Annotated in this window: 16 protein-coding genes and 1 pseudogene; 7 read left to right on the top strand and 10 right to left on the bottom strand. The window is 71.3% G+C overall.

Annotated features, from left to right (window positions below; translation table 11 throughout):
- The first annotated feature begins 125 nt into the window (after positions 1–125).
- Complete coding sequence (locus NFU81_RS14245) at positions 126–1,046, top strand: alpha/beta fold hydrolase (protein WP_251489561.1); 921 nt, start codon at positions 126–128, stop codon at positions 1,044–1,046.
- Positions 1,047–1,068: 22 nt separating this feature from the next.
- Here NFU81_RS14245 and NFU81_RS14250 read toward each other — a convergent pair whose 3' ends face one another.
- Positions 1,069–1,578 (bottom strand): FBP domain-containing protein, encoded by a 510-nt coding sequence (locus NFU81_RS14250; RefSeq protein WP_251489562.1) that lies wholly within the window; start codon positions 1,576–1,578, stop codon positions 1,069–1,071.
- 51 nt (positions 1,579–1,629) lie between these two features.
- Entirely contained in the window at positions 1,630–2,511 is an 882-nt protein-coding gene (locus tag NFU81_RS14255; protein ID WP_251489563.1) for an NmrA family NAD(P)-binding protein, read from the bottom strand.
- A 121-nt stretch (positions 2,512–2,632) separates the two neighbouring features.
- Here NFU81_RS14255 and NFU81_RS14260 point away from each other — a divergent pair, with 121 nt between their 5' ends.
- The gene (locus NFU81_RS14260) at positions 2,633–3,250 is read left to right on the top strand and encodes a TetR/AcrR family transcriptional regulator (RefSeq protein ID WP_251489564.1); all 618 of its coding nucleotides are present in this window, start codon (positions 2,633–2,635) and stop codon (positions 3,248–3,250) included.
- A 33-nt stretch (positions 3,251–3,283) separates the two neighbouring features.
- On the opposite strand, the gene NFU81_RS14265 is transcribed toward NFU81_RS14260, so the two are convergent.
- From NFU81_RS14265 to NFU81_RS14285, 5 genes are all read right to left on the bottom strand, one after another.
- Entirely contained in the window at positions 3,284–4,012 is a 729-nt protein-coding gene (locus tag NFU81_RS14265) for an SDR family NAD(P)-dependent oxidoreductase (protein WP_251489565.1), read from the bottom strand.
- Positions 4,013–4,136: 124 nt separating this feature from the next.
- Entirely contained in the window at positions 4,137–4,994 is an 858-nt protein-coding gene (locus tag NFU81_RS14270) for an SAM-dependent methyltransferase (protein WP_274038146.1), read from the bottom strand.
- Positions 4,995–5,248: 254 nt separating this feature from the next.
- Positions 5,249–5,926, bottom strand: coding sequence for an NAD(P)-dependent oxidoreductase (locus NFU81_RS14275; protein WP_251489566.1), 678 nt, complete (start codon positions 5,924–5,926; stop codon positions 5,249–5,251).
- A gap of 91 nt (positions 5,927–6,017) precedes the next feature.
- The gene (locus NFU81_RS14280; RefSeq protein ID WP_251489567.1) at positions 6,018–7,160 is read right to left on the bottom strand and encodes a hypothetical protein; all 1,143 of its coding nucleotides are present in this window, start codon (positions 7,158–7,160) and stop codon (positions 6,018–6,020) included.
- 209 nt (positions 7,161–7,369) lie between these two features.
- Positions 7,370–8,863: a glycoside hydrolase family 6 protein gene (locus NFU81_RS14285; RefSeq protein ID WP_251489568.1), complete on the bottom strand. Its 1,494-nt coding sequence runs from the start codon at positions 8,861–8,863 to the stop codon at positions 7,370–7,372.
- Positions 8,864–9,317: 454 nt separating this feature from the next.
- Between NFU81_RS14285 and NFU81_RS14290 the strand changes: the two genes are divergently transcribed.
- A complete protein-coding gene (locus NFU81_RS14290; RefSeq protein WP_251489569.1) occupies positions 9,318–10,790 on the top strand; it encodes an MFS transporter in 1,473 nt (490 codons plus the stop codon).
- A 13-nt stretch (positions 10,791–10,803) separates the two neighbouring features.
- Here the strand turns inward: NFU81_RS14290 and NFU81_RS14295 are convergent, their stop codons facing one another.
- A complete protein-coding gene (locus NFU81_RS14295) occupies positions 10,804–11,172 on the bottom strand; it encodes a VOC family protein (RefSeq protein ID WP_251489570.1) in 369 nt (122 codons plus the stop codon).
- Between the two features lie 299 nt (positions 11,173–11,471).
- Here NFU81_RS14295 and NFU81_RS14300 point away from each other — a divergent pair.
- A pseudogene (locus NFU81_RS14300) lies at positions 11,472–11,735 on the top strand (STAS domain-containing protein); the annotation flags it as partial.
- Positions 11,736–11,901: 166 nt separating this feature from the next.
- Here NFU81_RS14300 and NFU81_RS14305 read toward each other — a convergent pair.
- Positions 11,902–12,585, bottom strand: coding sequence for a formylglycine-generating enzyme family protein (locus tag NFU81_RS14305; protein WP_251489571.1), 684 nt, complete (start codon positions 12,583–12,585; stop codon positions 11,902–11,904).
- A 139-nt stretch (positions 12,586–12,724) separates the two neighbouring features.
- Here NFU81_RS14305 and NFU81_RS14310 point away from each other — a divergent pair, with 139 nt between their 5' ends.
- A complete protein-coding gene (locus tag NFU81_RS14310) occupies positions 12,725–13,165 on the top strand; it encodes a hypothetical protein (RefSeq protein WP_251489572.1) in 441 nt (146 codons plus the stop codon).
- 1 nt (position 13,166) lies between these two features.
- Positions 13,167–13,370: a hypothetical protein gene (locus tag NFU81_RS14315; RefSeq protein WP_251489573.1), complete on the top strand. Its 204-nt coding sequence runs from the start codon at positions 13,167–13,169 to the stop codon at positions 13,368–13,370.
- 44 nt (positions 13,371–13,414) lie between these two features.
- Here the strand turns inward: NFU81_RS14315 and NFU81_RS14320 are convergent, their stop codons facing one another.
- Positions 13,415–14,158 (bottom strand): maleylpyruvate isomerase family mycothiol-dependent enzyme, encoded by a 744-nt coding sequence (locus tag NFU81_RS14320; RefSeq protein WP_251489574.1) that lies wholly within the window; start codon positions 14,156–14,158, stop codon positions 13,415–13,417.
- Positions 14,159–14,323: 165 nt separating this feature from the next.
- Here NFU81_RS14320 and NFU81_RS14325 point away from each other — a divergent pair, with 165 nt between their 5' ends.
- Positions 14,324–14,806, top strand: coding sequence for a nuclear transport factor 2 family protein (locus tag NFU81_RS14325; protein WP_251489575.1), 483 nt, complete (start codon positions 14,324–14,326; stop codon positions 14,804–14,806).
- Positions 14,807–14,842 lie beyond the last annotated feature (36 nt).

A 14,842-nucleotide genomic window follows, 5' to 3' on the forward strand; every position in this document is an offset into this window, starting at 1 on the left:
ATCCAGTCCGCAGGACCGCCGGCGCCACACCCCCACACCGGCCCGGACTTCGGTGATCCGCGGGTTCCGGGCGGCGAATTCGGCTGCGGCGTCGCCGGCTCGGGGGTGATCGGGTAGACAGGGGTATGGCTCTTCCCGCGGAAGTGATCGCGCCCGTACTGATCGACGTCCGGCAGGGGCACCGGCTGGCCGTGCGGCGGCGCGGGGAGGGCGGTGTGCCGCTGCTGCTCGTCCACGGGTTCCCCTGCACGAGCCGTATCTGGTCGCACAATCTCGCCCCGCTGGCCGCGGCGGGGTTCGACGTCGTGGCGCCTGACCTGCGCGGCTACGGCGACTCCGATTTCGCGCCGGACGGCTTCTACGACTTCCGCGCGTTCAACGCCGACCTGACCGGGCTGTTCGACCGGCTCGGCTGGGACCGCGCGGTCGTCGCCGGGCACGATCTGGGCGCGATGATCGCCATCGACATGGCCAACCGCCACCCGGACCGGGTGGACCGCCTGGTGATCCTGGACGACTCCATGCCCGACCTGGCCGAGGCGTTCGCCGCCGCGGGCATCCCGCCGATCCCTCCCAAGCGTGCGGTCTACGACTACCAGCGCCGCCAGGGGCTCCACGCCGACGTCCTGGTCGCCGAGTTGGACACCCCCGAGCAGCGGCGGCGTTATATAGGCGAGTTCTACGGACACCGCCTGTGGTGTCCGCCCGACGCCTTCGGCGAGGACGACCTGGCCTTCCTCACCGAGCCGTACGGGGACGCGGCCCGGCTGCGCGCCTCATTCGCCGACTACGAGGTCGTCATGGGCATCCGGCCGCTGTCGGCACCGGAGATGACCGACCGGCCGGTGCGGCAGCAGGCGCTGCTGCTGATCGGCACCGACCAGGTGACCCTGCGCAACCACGTCGAGGAGCGGTGCGCGATCGCCTTCCCCGAGGCGGTCGGCCCGTTCTGGGTCAAGGGCGCCGGCCACTTCATGCCCTGGGAGCGGCCCGAGACGGTCAACCGCGCCATCCGCTCGTTCTGCGGCGACCTGCTCGCCGGCTGAACCGCCGCGGGCGACCTCGGCGTCAGGCGGCGGAGGCGGTGACCTTGCCGAGGAAGGCGTCGAGGTTGCGCCGGGTGCGGGCGACGCGCTCGTCCAGCGTGAGGGTCTCCTCCATGCGGCGGACCAGCGGGGTGGTCTTCTTGCCGCGGATGTAGAGGGAGCAGGCGAGGTCGGCGCACATGTACAGGGCGACGGTGTTGCCCTGGCGGCCCGCCGGGCCGGCCAGCGGGGCGGCGAGCAGGTCGACGCCGCCACCGCCGTGGCCGGTCAGGCAGAGACCGCACAGGCTGCTGCGGAGCAGGTTGCGCCGGGCGCCGGGGGCGACCCGCAGCGTCAGGCCGACCGGGTCGCCGCCGGGGGCCGGGCTGACCAGGTAGGCGCGGTCCGGCGCCCCGGGGTCGCGCCAGCCGACGAAGTCCAGGTCGGCCCACGGCATCTCCGGCAGGTCGCGGGGCAGGCTGATCCGCTTGGCCTCTCCCTTGCTGCAGTTGACGAAGCTGGCGCGGATCTCGGCGTCGGTCAGGGCGTCCATGGGCCGAAGCTACCTCTCCCCCGCCTGCGGCCTCGACCGGTTTTCCCGCGGTTACGCGGCGGCCGCGGCCGGCCGCAGGACGTCCTCGCACCACTGCCGGAAGGTGGTCGGGGAGGCGGTTCGCGACGGGTACCGGCCGGTCCCGTAGATGCCGGCGCCGACCGCGGCGGCCATGTCGACGAGGCCCTGCGCCCACGGCTCGCTCATGCCGTGGCTGATCAGGTCCGCGCGGTAGGCGTCGGCGGGGACCTGGCGGTAGGTGACGGGGCGGCCGAGCACCTCGCTCATGACGGCGGCCATGTCGTCGGGGGAAAGGTCCTCGGGGCCGGGGAGCGCGATGTCGTCCTGGCCGGTCCAGGTGTCGTCGAGGAGCAGGCCGGCCGCGGTGGCGGCGATGTCGCGGGTGGCGCAGGCGGGGCCTTTGCGGTCGCCGGGCAGCAGGCCGAAGAACATGCCCTGGCGGGTGAGGGGTTGGAGCTGCCAGAGGATGTTCTCCATGAAGCCGGGCATGCCGAGGGAGCGGTAGTGCACGCCGGTGCTCTCGATCAGGTGGTCCATCGCGAAGACCGCGGAGATCTGCCCGGCCTTCCTGGCCGTGCCCCGGCCCAGGCTGGAGACGCCGACGACGCGCTGCACGCCCTGGGCGATGACGGCGTCGCACAGCGGCCGGGTGAAGTCGATGACGTGGCCGTGCACGCTGGTGGCGCGCGGGTCGGGCGGCAGCACCCACAGCACGGCGTCGGCGCCGGTGCAGGCCTCGGCGACGGCGCCGGGGTCGTCCATCGACCCCTTGACCACTTCTGTCCGTTCGCGGACCTCGGGGGTCAGCCGGGACGGGTCTCGGGCGATGACCCGGACCGGGGCACCGGCGTCGATGACGCGTGCGAGGGTCTGGTGGCCGATACTTCCGGTGGGTGTGGTGACGACGATCACGGGTCTCTCCTGACCGAAGCTCGACAGGCTCCACTGGCCCGGCAAGCTCCACGAGCTCAACAGCCGAACAGAAGTAAACTCTACCGTACCGTTTACTTCGCTGCACGAGAGAGGCCGACGTATGGCGAGGCGGGGCGAGGAACTGCGGGAGCACATCCTGTTCACCGCGAAGGACGTCTTCCTGGAGACCGGCTTCGAGCGCGCCTCGATGGACACGCTGGCCGCGCGCGCGGCGACCTCGAAGCGGACGCTCTACGCGCACTTCGAGAGCAAGGACAAGCTCTTCCTGGCCGTCGTCGACCTGGTCCGCGAGCTGTACCTCGACCGGCTGCGCACGCCCGGCGAGTACGCCGGCGACGACGCCGAGGCCGTCGTGCTCTACTGCGGACGCTTCCTGCAGATGCTGCTGTGGGAGCCGACCCTGCGCATGTGCCGCCTCGGGATCGCCGAGGCGGAACGGCTGCCGGAGGCGTCGGCCCGCTACTACGACGCGATCTTCCACTCCGCTCACCAGCGGCTCGCGGACCATCTCGGCCGGCGGCTCGGGCTGCCGCCCGCGGACTGTGCCCGGATCGCCCACGAGCTGATCGGGCGCACCCTGCACCCGCGCTTCCTGCGGGCGCTCTTCGGCACGGAGGAGCTGCTCACCCAGCGGCCGGAGAAGGAGACGATCGCCGCCGACGTGGACCTCGCGCCGATCCGGGCGGCGGTCGCCGCTCTGCTGCCGTCGGCGCGGTGACCCGGCGTCACACGGCCCGGCCCTCGGCGCGGCTCAGTCGAGGGGGGTGCCGGTCTCCTCGGCCAGCGCCTTGAGCAGGGAGTCCTGGAACGCCGTGTCGTGGACGGCCGGGTGCGGCTCGGCCCGCCGCTGGTGGTACCAGTAGCCGCCGCTGGTCAGGGCCTCGGGGTCGTCGCTGGAAGCGAGCCACTCCTGGGTCCTGTGCCCCATTTCGAGGTCGTCGCTCGCGTACGGGCCGCCCATCTTCGTCGGTACCCAGCCCGGGTCCACGGCGTTGCTCAGCACCCCGGGGCGCAGGCGGCCCATCGCGGCCGCGAGCGCGGTGACGAACAGCTTGCTGTCGGCGTACGAGCCGGAGCGCCCGCCCAGCCAGTCGACCCGGGCGAGCGAGGGCTGCCCGTCGTAGTGCGAGCCGCTGGTCACGTACACCAGGCGGCGCGGGGCGCGCAGCAGGGCCGTGAGCAGGTAGGGCGCGATGATGTTGACGGGCATGACCGCGTTGCCCCGCCACACCCCGGCGTTGTGGATGACCGCGTCGAGCGGCTCGCGGCCGTTCAGATCCGCGGCGATGCCGCGAACGGCGTCGCGTTCGACGAGGTCGCCCACGACGATGTCCGCGCCGCGGTCGACCAGCGGGCCGAGGGCCGCCGCGCGCTCCGGGTTCCTGGCGTGCACCACGACGCCGTGTCCCGCGGACAGCAGTGCGTCCGCCGCGAGGCGTCCCAGGCCGTCCGCGGAACCGGTCACCAGGATCCGGCTCATGCCGCCACCCGCCCTCGGACGGGTGCGTCGGCGCTGCCGCCGTCGGCAACGTGCACGACTGCTCGTGGCATGGAGGTGCCCCCTTTCCGCGGAGGGTGCCGCGACGGCCCCCTCCGCGGAAAGGCTACGGCTTGATGGCGACGCCCACCCACAGGCTCACGTCGGCGTCCGACACTCTCGGGAGTTCGGTGCGCGCGGTCTCCTCAGGGCGCCAGCGGTGGCCGACGGAGATACCCGGCTCGATCAGGTCGTAGCCCTCGAAGAAGCGCTCGACCTCCTTGCGGGTGCGGACCTGCGCGGGGGTGCCGGAGTTGCGGTAGACGCTCACCACCTCCGCCCACGACTCGGGGTCGAAGTCCGGGGTGCAGTGGCTGATCGCCAGTGCGGAGCCCGACGGCAGTTCCGACATCAGGCGGTCGACGATGCCGTACGGGTCGCGGTCGTCGGGGATGAAGTGCAGCAGCGCGTTGAGGCTGAGCGCCACCGGGCGCGACAGGTCGAGGGTGGCTGCCAGCGTCTGGTCGGCCAGGATCGAGTCGGGGTCGGTCGCGTCGGCCTGTACGTACGCGGTGCGCCCGGTCGGGGTGCTGCGCAGCAGGGCGCGGGCGTAGTTCAGCACGATGGGGTCGTAGTCGACGTAGACGACGCGGGCGTCCGCGGCGACGGACTGGGCCACCTCGTGCAGGTTCGGCGAGGTGGGGATCCCGGTACCGATGTCCAGCCACTGGCGGATGCCGTACGAGCGGGCCAGCACGCGGGTGGCGCGGTGCATGAAGTCGCGGTTCTCGAGCGCGGTGTGGAAGACGCTCGGGAAGACCGTCGCGACCTCGTCCGCGGCCTCGCGGTCGGGGCGGTAGTTGGTGCGCCCGCCGAGGTAGTAGTCGTACATCCGTGCGCTGTGCGGAATGTCGGTACGGATGCTGGCCTGTATGTCTGCTGCCGACTCCGACTCGGAGTCGTCGAGCGCTGTCCCGTCTGCCATGTCCACAACCCGTCGCCACTCGGACCCGGGGCCGACCCCCGGTAACCACCGGTATTCTCGCGGCCCATCATAGGCCCGGCCGCGGGCGGATCTGCACGTCGACCCGCCCAACACCCCGACGCGCAAGGGCTGTTGACCTCGAAAAACCCGTTTTGCGGGCAACATGACCCGCCTGTCGCGTTCTTTGCTGCCGGGGCGTCAGCCCTCGGTCGCCGCCGAGTGCCGGGCGGGCCGCCGCTCAGTCGCTCAGTCGCTCAGGTGGCGATGCCGAGGGCGTGGTGGACGGTCGCGGGGTCGGTGAGGCAGTGGAGCATCAGGTGGGCGACGTCGGCGCGCGGCACGGTGGAACCGCCCTTGAGATTGCGGTCGACGGCGGTGCGGTAGCCGGCGGTCAGGGGTTTGTCCGTGAGGCGGGGCGGGCGGACCACCGTCCAGTCGAGTCCGCTGGCACGCAGGACGTCCTCCATGACCGCGAGGTCCGCGAAGACCTTGCCGAGGAAGAGGCGGCCGAGCGGGGCGGCGACGTAGCGCATCGCCGCGCTGTCACCCGGGTCGTGCCGGGGCGGGCGCGGGCGGCCGGGAGAGGGGGTCGTCGAGACGGGCGCCGCGCTGACGGCGACGATCCGCCGCACCCCGGTCGCCCGCATCGCCGCCACGATCGCCCGGGTACCGGATCCGGTGTGCCCGGCGTCCGCCTGCCCGTGCGGGCCGAAGCCGGACAGTACGGCGTCGGCGCCGTCGACGGCGGTCCGCAGCGCGTCCGGGTCGGGCGATGACAGGTCGGCGGTGACGACGCGGACCTTCGGACCTGCCCGCTCCCCGAGCTTGCCGGGGTCGCGGACCACGGCGGTCACCTCGTGGCCGGCCGCGAGGGCCTGCGCGAGCAGGTTCCTGCCGACGCCGCCTGTCGCGGCGAAAATGGTGAGGTTCATGTGCGCTCCGACTCTCTGTCCACGGTCTCGCTGGTCGAGACCCACTGCGACCAGGAGTGCTCCCGGCCCCGAGGATGTGACATCCGGGGCGTCAGGTACCGGCTCCGCCGGCTGCCGGGCGAGTGCCTCCGGAACCGGAGTTCACCAGCGGCGGGCTGGTGGGGCCACGCACCGCGTCCAGCACCATCTGGCCCCGCCTGTCCACGAACTTGGTGAACAGCTCCTGCGAGTAACCGAAAATGACGGCCCAGGCGATGATTTGCGCCGAGGAGTCCAGCGCGCTGAGTCCCGGCACGAACGCACCTCGCATGAGGAGGATCCCCAGCACCGCGGTGAGCGCACCGGCCGGCAGTTTCAGCATGGCCAAGGCCACGGGCAGCCGGAACGGAGTAGCCGTTCCTCTGATATTCCGCAGAGATGCGGCTGCGGCGAGCCCGGCGGCCACAAGTCCGACCACTTCGACCACGAGGTAATCGCCCCAGGATGCGACAGCCGCGAAATTGTCGTCAAGGTCCCGGGTACGGGGAAATTCGTCACTTCCCGTCGGACAGACCACCGTGTAGTCGACGACAGGTGATTTGGGGTTCGGGAGCGCCTGGACCATGCCGACCGACTTGGCGGGGTTGAAGCAGAGAGGTACCACGTTCGACCAGTGAGCGGTGAGTACGGCGACCGCGACCGCAAGGAAGAACAGGGAACCGGCCACCCGCCAAACGAGGCGTACGAAGCTGGCAGCACGCAGCTTCTCGTGAAGGGCGACCGAGTTGGCGGCTTCCACCGCCTCCGTGAGCTTGACCAGCTGATCCGGAGTCGAAACGACGTCGATTCCCTCGACGGACTTCCTGCGCCCATCACGGGCAGGAAGGTGCTCTCTGACGACCTCTTGCAGACTCGGAAGATAGGGGGAAATTTTCTCCGGGGTCGCGAAAAATGATTTCACCCAGAACAGCCTGGCGGCATTGACATGAATCTGAGCAGCAGTCACATGCGACCCCAGGGACGCCCTGCGGTGATCACCGAAATCGAGCAACTGATCGGCCGACGCCAGCTCCACTTCAGCTGCTTTCAACATTTCTCGGGCGTCTTCGTCGAGAGAGGGGATTTTCTCTCTCGCCTCCACGAGTGCCCGGAACTTGCTCACATTCGCGTGACCCTCTTCTCTGAGTTCCCAAGAGCGCCGCTCCTGCCGCCACTCACTCACCCGATCTTTGATCATCCCCGCCAGTCGGCTCATGCCTTGGTACTTCCCTGGAGCGCACCACTTCCTTGCAGAATTGCTCTGCCTGGAGCAGCCGAACAAGCCGGTTGCCCCGGCCGACGGGGGTGCGGCAGGAAAATCGGGCTGCTCGGCGGCCGAGGCGGCGGGCGGCGTGCTCGCCGTGGGTGTGCAGCGCGCCGGCCCGGACGGATCCGGGCCGGCCGCCGCGTGGAGCGGGCAGTGCGTCAGGACACGGTGCAGACGGCACCGTTGAGGGTGAAGGCGGTGGGCGAGGAGGTTCCGGTGCCCGTCCCCTGGAACCCGAAGCCGGTGGAGCCGCCCGCCGGGACGGTCCCGTTGTAGCCCAGGTCGGTGGCCGTCACGGTCGCGCCGGACTGGGTGGTCTTGGCGTTCCAGGCGCTGGTGATCTGCTGGTCGGCCGGGAACGTCCACTTGAGCGACCAGCCGTTGACGGCGCTGCTGCCGGTGTTGCGCAGGGTCACGTCCGCGGTGAAGCCGCCCGTCCAGGCGCTGGCGACCTTGTAGCTGACGGAGCAGGCCGCGACGGCGGGCGGAGTGCTGGTGGGCGGGGTCGTGGGAGGTGTCGTGGGCGGCGTCGTGGGAGGAGTCGTCGGCGGGGTGGTCGGAGGAGTCGTGGGCGGGGTGGTCGGCGGGGTCGTGGGCGGGGTGGTCGGGTCCGACGCTCCGGCGGAGGCCAGCGCGTAGGCCACGTCCGGCAGGAAGGTACCCGCGGCGCCGGCGCAGCCGTCCGCCTCACCGGGCGGCTTCACCCAGAGGAAGGCGTCGATCGCCGGGTCGCCGGTGTTGGTGGTGGGGTAGGCGCCGATCGCCCGGCCGGACGGATCGCACCACGCCCCGCCGCCGGCCGGACCGTTGCCGTTGCGGCTGGTGTCCACCACAGCGTGCAGGTTGGCCGGGTTGCCCAGCGCGCCCAGCACGTTCTTGGCGAAGTTGACCTCGTTCGACGTGGTGTTGAAGTTGGAGACGTTGGTGAAGAGGCCGTCGGCGTTGGTCAGGATGCCGGCACTGCGCAGCCTGTTGGCCTGTTCCGAGGCGCTGTTCCAGGCCGAGTGGCCGCCGTCCAGGTAGACCTTGGCGTTGGGCGAGGCCGCGTGGATGGCGGCGCCCGCCCGGGAGAGCGAGGCGAACCGGTCGGCCTGCTGCTGCCCGGACAGGCAGGTCGTCAGTGCGATGGAGTCGGGCTCCAGGATGATGATCGACTGGCCGCTGCCCAGCCCCGCGGCGAAGCTGCGCACCCAGGCGTCGTACGAGGCCAGGTCCGGCGCACCACCGGCGGAGGCGCCGCCGCAGTCACGGTTGGGGATCTCGTACACGGCCAGTACCGGCACCTGTCCCGCGGTGGCCGCGGCCGAGGTGACCGTCCTGACGTCGTTGGTGACGGTGGAGGGGCTGTAGTTGGAGAACCAGATCGCCTGCGGCTGGGAGGCGATCCGCCGGGAGATGACCGGCTGGCGGGAGTCTCCGGGATTGGCGGCGACCCAGCGGGCGACCTGGGAGTTGGGGTCCTTGAAGAGCTGGGTGCCGGTGGGGAGGCTGCCCTGCACCGCGGCGCCCGCGGTGATCTGGGTGCTCAGCGCGATACCGGCGGCGGCGAGGCCTGTGGCCAGGCCGAGCGCCATGGCCTTGCGCAGTCGCGACCCGCGCGCGGGGGGCGCGGCCGCCCCGGTGGGAGGCGGGGTGCGGTCGGGGGGTGTCACAGTCGTCCTCCGTGCTCTCGTGGGGGGAGAGTGCCCTCGGTGATGAGGGCTGAATGCGGCGGGAGTTGTGGGAGCGCTCCCGCGCATTCTGGCTGAGCCTAGCCAGCGGGACGGAGGTGCGTCATCCCTTGCGGGGAACGCAATTTCATGAAAATGGGAGCGCTCCCATCCCGAGCCTCGATCGCCTCGCCGCCGATCCACGAAATCCTTGCGGCCGGCCCGCTAAATCCTCGGCGCCACCGGCCGGGTCGGCTCGGCGGTGCCCGCCGCGCTGTTCGCCCTCGGCGGGACGGTGACGCTTCCGCCGGCGCGGTGGGCCGGACGGGCGTGCGCTCCGATCGGGTGACACGTACGGCTGCGTTCGGCCGAAGAGGGCAGCCGGCGGACCACCATGGGGATCACACGCACGCCGTGTACCCCGCGGTGTTCAGCCCGAACAAGGAGAAGTCGACGGATGGCACGAGGTCCGCTGGCCGGCCGCTATCCGGTGGTGGCGGCGATGGTCGTCTTCGCCCTGGTGCCGTACCTGGCGCTGTCCGCCGCGCTGGGGCCCCTCACGCCGCTCATCGCCCGGGAGCTCGGCATGAGCCTGCAGGCGATGAACGTGACGTCGGGCATGGCCAACGCCGGCTACGCGGTGGGCACGGTCCTGGCGGTGCAGTTCGCCCAGCACCTGCCGCAGCGGCGGATGCTGATCGTCTACGGCGTTCTGCTCGTGATCGGCTCGGTGCTCACCGCGGCGGCGGTCGACCCGGCGATGTTCATCGTCGGGCACGTCCTGCAGGGACTGTGCACCAGCCTGCTGCTCATCGCCGCGGTACCACCGCTGATCATCGACTATCCCGCGGCCAGGCTGCGCGAGACCGTCGTGATCCTCAACGTGTGCATCTTCGGCGCGGTCGCGCTCGGGCCTGTCGTCGGCGGCGCCCAGGCCTCCTCCCACGGCTGGCGCCCGCTGTTCTGGATCATCGCGGGAATCGCCGTGGCGGCGCTCGTACTGTCCCTCCTGACCTTCCGCGACACCCCGCCGGCCAACCCCGGCACCCCCATCGACTTCATCGCGCTGGGCCTGGCCACCGTCGGATGCGCGGCCGCGTTCTTCGGCGCCTCGTGGCTGCTCACCCACCGCTTCCTCGACCCCGCCACGTGGGGCCCGCTGTTCGGCGGGCTGCTGCTGCTCATCCTGCTTTTCGTCCACGAGTACACGGCCAGGAATCCGCTGCTGTGCGTAAGGAGCCTGGTCAGCACGCTCCCGGTGGCCGGCATCGTCGCCGCCGTCTGCGCGGCGGCCGCGTCGGTGTCGGCGATCTCGCTGACCCAGACCTCGCTCGCGGACCGGATGGCCCCCATGAACCTGGGGCTGCTCTACCTCCCGGAGTTCGGCGGTGCGGTGCTCACCGCTTTCGTCTTCGCGAAGGTCTTCCACACCCGGGCACTGCACTACTTCGTCCTGGTCGGCCTGGTCTTCCTCTGCGCCGGCATCCTGCTCATGAACGGCACCGCCCCGCCGTCGGCCGCGCTCACCTCGGTGGGTTCGGGTCTTGTCGGCGTCGGTGTCGGCGCCTCCGTCGTGCCGGCGCTGTTCATCGCCGGCTTCTCGCTGCGCTCCAGGAACGTGCAGCGGGTGTTCGCGATCATCGAACTGGTCCGGGCGGTGGCGGCTTTCATGGTCGCCCCGATCCTGCTGTACGTCGCGGCCAACGTCGGGAGCAACATCGACTCGGGCACGAGGACGGCCCTGTGGATCTGCTTCGCCCTGTCCGTCGCGGGCGCCGTCGTCGCCGTCGCCCTCTACGCACTCGGCGGAGTGCGCCACCCCCCGGCGCCCTCGGTGGACACATGGATGAGCGGCGCGCAGCCCGGCTGGTTCTCCCCGCCGCTCCTGGCCCGTCTCACCCACAAGGCCCAGCCGGAGGACCCCTGTTAGCGCGGCAGCAGCGTCAATCTCCGGGAATCGGCTGGGTGAGGTTCACCGGGTTGCCGTCGGGGTCCTGGATGTGGGCGACGCGCTGACCCCACGGCATGTCGTTGGGGCCGCCGCTGACCGAGCCGCCCAGTGCTGTCACCCGGCCGAGCGTCTCCTCGACGTCGTCGACACCGATACTGAGCAGGATCCGCGGTGCCGCCCCGGTCCCCAGGTCCGTCCTGGCCACCAGCCCGAGGTCGGTGTCGCCGATGCGCAGGCCGACGTAGAAGGCCGGGCCTTCCTCCGGTACCCGGAAGATCTCTTCGGCGCCGAACAATTTCGTGTAGAAGCCGAGCAGGACGTCATGGTCGGCGGTGATGATCACTGGCTGGATGGTGGACATCGCACTCCTGTCACGAACGGTCGTGTTGCTGGGTAGACCGTTCAAGGACGGAGAAGTCATCGGCGAAACGGCCCTGCCGGACGATCTGCGCCCCGGCCTGCCCGCTCGCCGCCCCAACTGCGGCCTCGGGCCGCGCCCGTCAAGGCTGAGGCGGCTGGTTCCGGGTAGGCGATCGTGTACGGCCTCGCCTTCCGACCTCGCGCAGGGTGCTCCGGCCGGTGCTGCGGTGCTGTCCACCGGCAGCACGCCTCCTCCAGGGCAGTGTGAAGGGAGCGCCGGCTGTGGACGACGATTTCACGGTGACCGTCGCGGAACAGCATGGCCGTCTCGCGGTGGCGGCGATGGCCGGGGAGCTGGACCTCACGAGCGCCGCCGAGGCGTACCTGAGCGTCACGGGGCTGCTCGGCGACCACCCCGATCTCATCGTGGACCTGTCGGGTGTCACGTTCTGCGACTCCACCGGCTTCAACGCCCTGCTGCGCCTGCGGCGGAGGGTCGGGGAAGCCGGAGGATGGCTGGCACTGGCGGCCCCGCCGGTCCAGATCGGCCGCCTGCTCACGCTCACGGGGGCCAACGGCGTTCGTCCTCTACGGCAGTGTGCACGAAGCCGTGGCGGACTACAGGGGCTCCGACCAGCGCCGTTGACAACGACGGCGACGGCCGTCCCGCCGGCGCACAGCGGCCTGCCACCCGGGCGGTTCTGCTGGTCCGGGCGGGGGGGGTGGGGTGTTACGGCTGAGGCAGTGGTGCGGAGCGCACGATGCGAAATCCCACGTCGTCGATCCGGAAGGTGGGATGGCTGCGCCGCCGCACCGACGCCCGGCAGCTCCAGTGCTCGTCGGCCCATCCACCGCCACGGAGCACCCGGTAGACCCCGTACACCTCGGCGTCGTAGACGTCCCAGCACCAGTCCCACACGTTGCCCAGCATGTCGTACAGGCCCCATGCGTTGGGCTGCTTGCCACCGACAGAGTGGATCCGCCCATCGGAATTGCCCTGGTACCAGGCGACCTCGTCGAGCAGGCCGTACCGCGGGCCAGTAGTGCCCGCACGGCAGGCGTGCTCCCATTCGGCCTCAGTCGGCAACCGGTACCCGTCCGCACAGGTGTCCCACTCGGCCGTCTCGGCGTCGAAGCGCAGGTGATACGCGGGTGTCAGCCCCTCCCGCCGGGACAAGGCGTTACAGAACTGGACCGCGTCCCACCAAGAAACACCCTCGACCGGTAGCCGCTCGCCCCTGGCGCTGCTCGGCTGTCGGCCCGTGACTCGTGCGTACCAGGACTGCATGACCGGGAACGCCGACATCTGAAACGGCGCGACCTCGACGGGCCAGCTGTTCCGCGTCCGCCGGTCCGACAGCATCACCGTTCCCGACGGGACCGCAACCATCTCGTTTCCTGCCCCCGCGTCCACAACAAGCCACCCTACCGGCGTCTCCCACGGCGTCGGTGGCCGCGATGCTTCCCACGGCTGCATCGTGTGAGCCCCGGGCTGTGTCGTATGGCGTCGCTCCACCGATACCGCTTTCCCTCGGACGTCGTAGGGTTCGGGTGTGCTGAACCTCGTGCTCGATGCCATGGGAGGCCGCTTGGGTGCGGCGATGGCCGAGCGTATGAATGACCGGCAGGCACGCCGGTTACGGGAGCGGATCGAGGAGGGCGCACCGTTCGCCGTTCCCTGCTCGCTGCGGTACTCGGACGAGAGCTGGTCCCGGTGGCGGCGCGGCCGGCTCATCGAGCGGGAAGCGCAGTTGGTCTTCCAGCCGCACTTCGGGAGCGGGGCGGAGGAGCAGCTGCTGCCTCCCGGTGCGGTACGCGTGCTGCACGTCGGCGAGCCGGCGGCAGAAGGCGGAACGGCGCACAGCAGGGACTCTGTCGTCGCGCGGATCGAAGTCCAGGGCCTGCGCATGGACCTCGTCCTGCCGGAGTGGAGCGTCCCGCGACTCCACGAAATGGCGGCGGAGGCCGCTCGGATGGAAAAGCCACACCCGTGACATGAGGGTCGGTCCCGCCGACACGGAGGACGGCGCCGAGCAGCCGTTGCCGACGCGGGCCACCCCCGGGATCGGGTGCCTGGCCGGATCTCGTCCGGGAACGGGGATGCCGACGTCCCTGACACCGGACGGCCCGCCCTGCGACCTGTTTGCCGAGGTCCTCGATGTCCTGGCCGAGGGCGGGATGCACGTCACGCCGGCGTGAGCCTGAACGGGTGCCGCTGTGCTGCGCTCGAGTGGGCGCGGGCGTCAGGTGACCGCGGAGGTCTCCCGCCACAGTGCGGCGAGGGCGGCGTCGCCGGTGAGGGTCGCCGCGTCGAGGGGCAGCCGATTCCACAGCATGAGGTAGAGGTCCTGCGCTCGGCCGGTCAGCTCGCAGTCGGCCGGGCCGTCCGCGGACCGCTCGGTGCGCGGGGCCGCGTCGGCCGAGAGCCGTACGGTCCATGCCGCGTCCGCGTCGGTCGGCCGCACACGCAGGGTGCGCGGGTGCTCGGCGCGCACGCGGCTGCGCGGGCGGGCGTGGAATCCGGTCAGCAACTCGTCGATGCCGTCGGCCGCGAAGACCGGGTCCAGTGTCGAGAGCTCCCCGCCGCGCGCCGACTCGGCGTCCACCCGGTGCACCGCCGTCTCATGCGCCTGCCGCCGAGCCCAGAATGCCAACGGCGACGCCGCGGGCAGAACGGTCCAGCAGTCCGTCCCCTGGCCGGCCGCCCGCAGCGTAGCGATCAGGCGGGCGTGCCCGTCGAGGAACCAGGGCGGCAGCGCCGCGCCGGTCGGCTCCTCCGGCATCGGATCCTCCGGTACGGGCCCCGCCAGCCGCTCGGCCACGATGCGGGCCGCCCAGCGGTGGACGGTGCCGGTGTGCCGGACCAGGTCCCCGGTCGTCCACCCCGGACAGGTCGGAACGGAGGTGTGCTCGCCCGCCTTTGCGGCGGCGTCCGCGAGCAGTTCACCCTCCCGCTGCAGGTGGGTGAGGTAGTCGTTCGTGTGCATGCCGCGGATTCTGCCCTGGCAGCGGCCCCGGCGTCATCTGCGGACTGCGTTCCCGGTCGTGGCGGCGGCCGCCGCGCAGACGCTGCTGGGCCAGGAGCGTGCCCAGCGGTGCTGGTGGGCGAAAAGCCGTTGCCCCGGGGCCTGTTGGGGCTGGTAGAAGGGGGCATGGACGACGAGATCATGTCACCGGTCGAGCGGATGCTCGCGGAGCGCGCCTGCGAGCGCATCATCGTGGAGTTCATCCACCGCCTCGACCTCGGCGACCCGGTGTCGGTGGCCGAGCTGTTCACGCCCGACGGTGTGTGGCGCTGGCCTTTCGGGGACCGGCGCGTCGAGGGGCGTGAGGCCCTGCGGGGGTACTTCGCCTCGCGCCCCGCGGACCGGCTGTCGCGTCGTCTGATGACGAACATCCTGGTCACGGTGGAGTCCGAGGGGACGGCGCGGGCCGTCTCGTACCTGACGACGTACCGGATCGACGGCTACTCGGGCGGGATGGTCGAGCCCAGGCTCCCGGTGAACGTCGGCCACTACGAGGACATCTTCCGCAAGGTCGACGGCACTTGGCTGCTCGCAGGCCGCACCGTCTTCCTGCCCTTCGGCGGCGGAACGGAGCGGCTCCCGGCCGGGGATGCGTCCCCCCGGCCCTGATGGACCGCCTTCGTCGTTCCACTCGACATCATATGC

It is taken from the genome of Actinacidiphila cocklensis, assembly GCF_907177275.1.
In the GTDB taxonomy this organism is placed as follows: Bacteria; Actinomycetota; Actinomycetes; order Streptomycetales; family Streptomycetaceae; genus Actinacidiphila; species Actinacidiphila cocklensis.

Bases quoted from the DNA above. Each gene is read 5' to 3' on its own strand.
- NFU81_RS14325 (WP_251489575.1), top strand. From the start codon at position 14,324: ATGGACGACGAGATCATGTCACCGGTCGAGCGGATGCTCGCGGAGCGC.
- NFU81_RS14315 (WP_251489573.1), top strand. From the start codon at position 13,167: ATGAGGGTCGGTCCCGCCGACACGGAGGACGGCGCCGAGCAGCCGTTG.
- NFU81_RS14270 (WP_274038146.1), bottom strand. From the start codon at position 4,994: ATGGCAGACGGGACAGCGCTCGACGACTCCGAGTCGGAGTCGGCAGCA.
- NFU81_RS14265 (WP_251489565.1), bottom strand. From the start codon at position 4,012: ATGAGCCGGATCCTGGTGACCGGTTCCGCGGACGGCCTGGGACGCCTC.
- NFU81_RS14245 (WP_251489561.1), top strand. From the start codon at position 126: ATGGCTCTTCCCGCGGAAGTGATCGCGCCCGTACTGATCGACGTCCGG.
- NFU81_RS14250 (WP_251489562.1), bottom strand. From the start codon at position 1,578: ATGGACGCCCTGACCGACGCCGAGATCCGCGCCAGCTTCGTCAACTGC.
- NFU81_RS14295 (WP_251489570.1), bottom strand. From the start codon at position 11,172: ATGTCCACCATCCAGCCAGTGATCATCACCGCCGACCATGACGTCCTG.
- NFU81_RS14320 (WP_251489574.1), bottom strand. From the start codon at position 14,158: ATGCACACGAACGACTACCTCACCCACCTGCAGCGGGAGGGTGAACTG.
- NFU81_RS14290 (WP_251489569.1), top strand. From the start codon at position 9,318: ATGGCACGAGGTCCGCTGGCCGGCCGCTATCCGGTGGTGGCGGCGATG.
- NFU81_RS14280 (WP_251489567.1), bottom strand. From the start codon at position 7,160: ATGAGCCGACTGGCGGGGATGATCAAAGATCGGGTGAGTGAGTGGCGG.
- NFU81_RS14275 (WP_251489566.1), bottom strand. From the start codon at position 5,926: ATGAACCTCACCATTTTCGCCGCGACAGGCGGCGTCGGCAGGAACCTG.
- NFU81_RS14260 (WP_251489564.1), top strand. From the start codon at position 2,633: ATGGCGAGGCGGGGCGAGGAACTGCGGGAGCACATCCTGTTCACCGCG.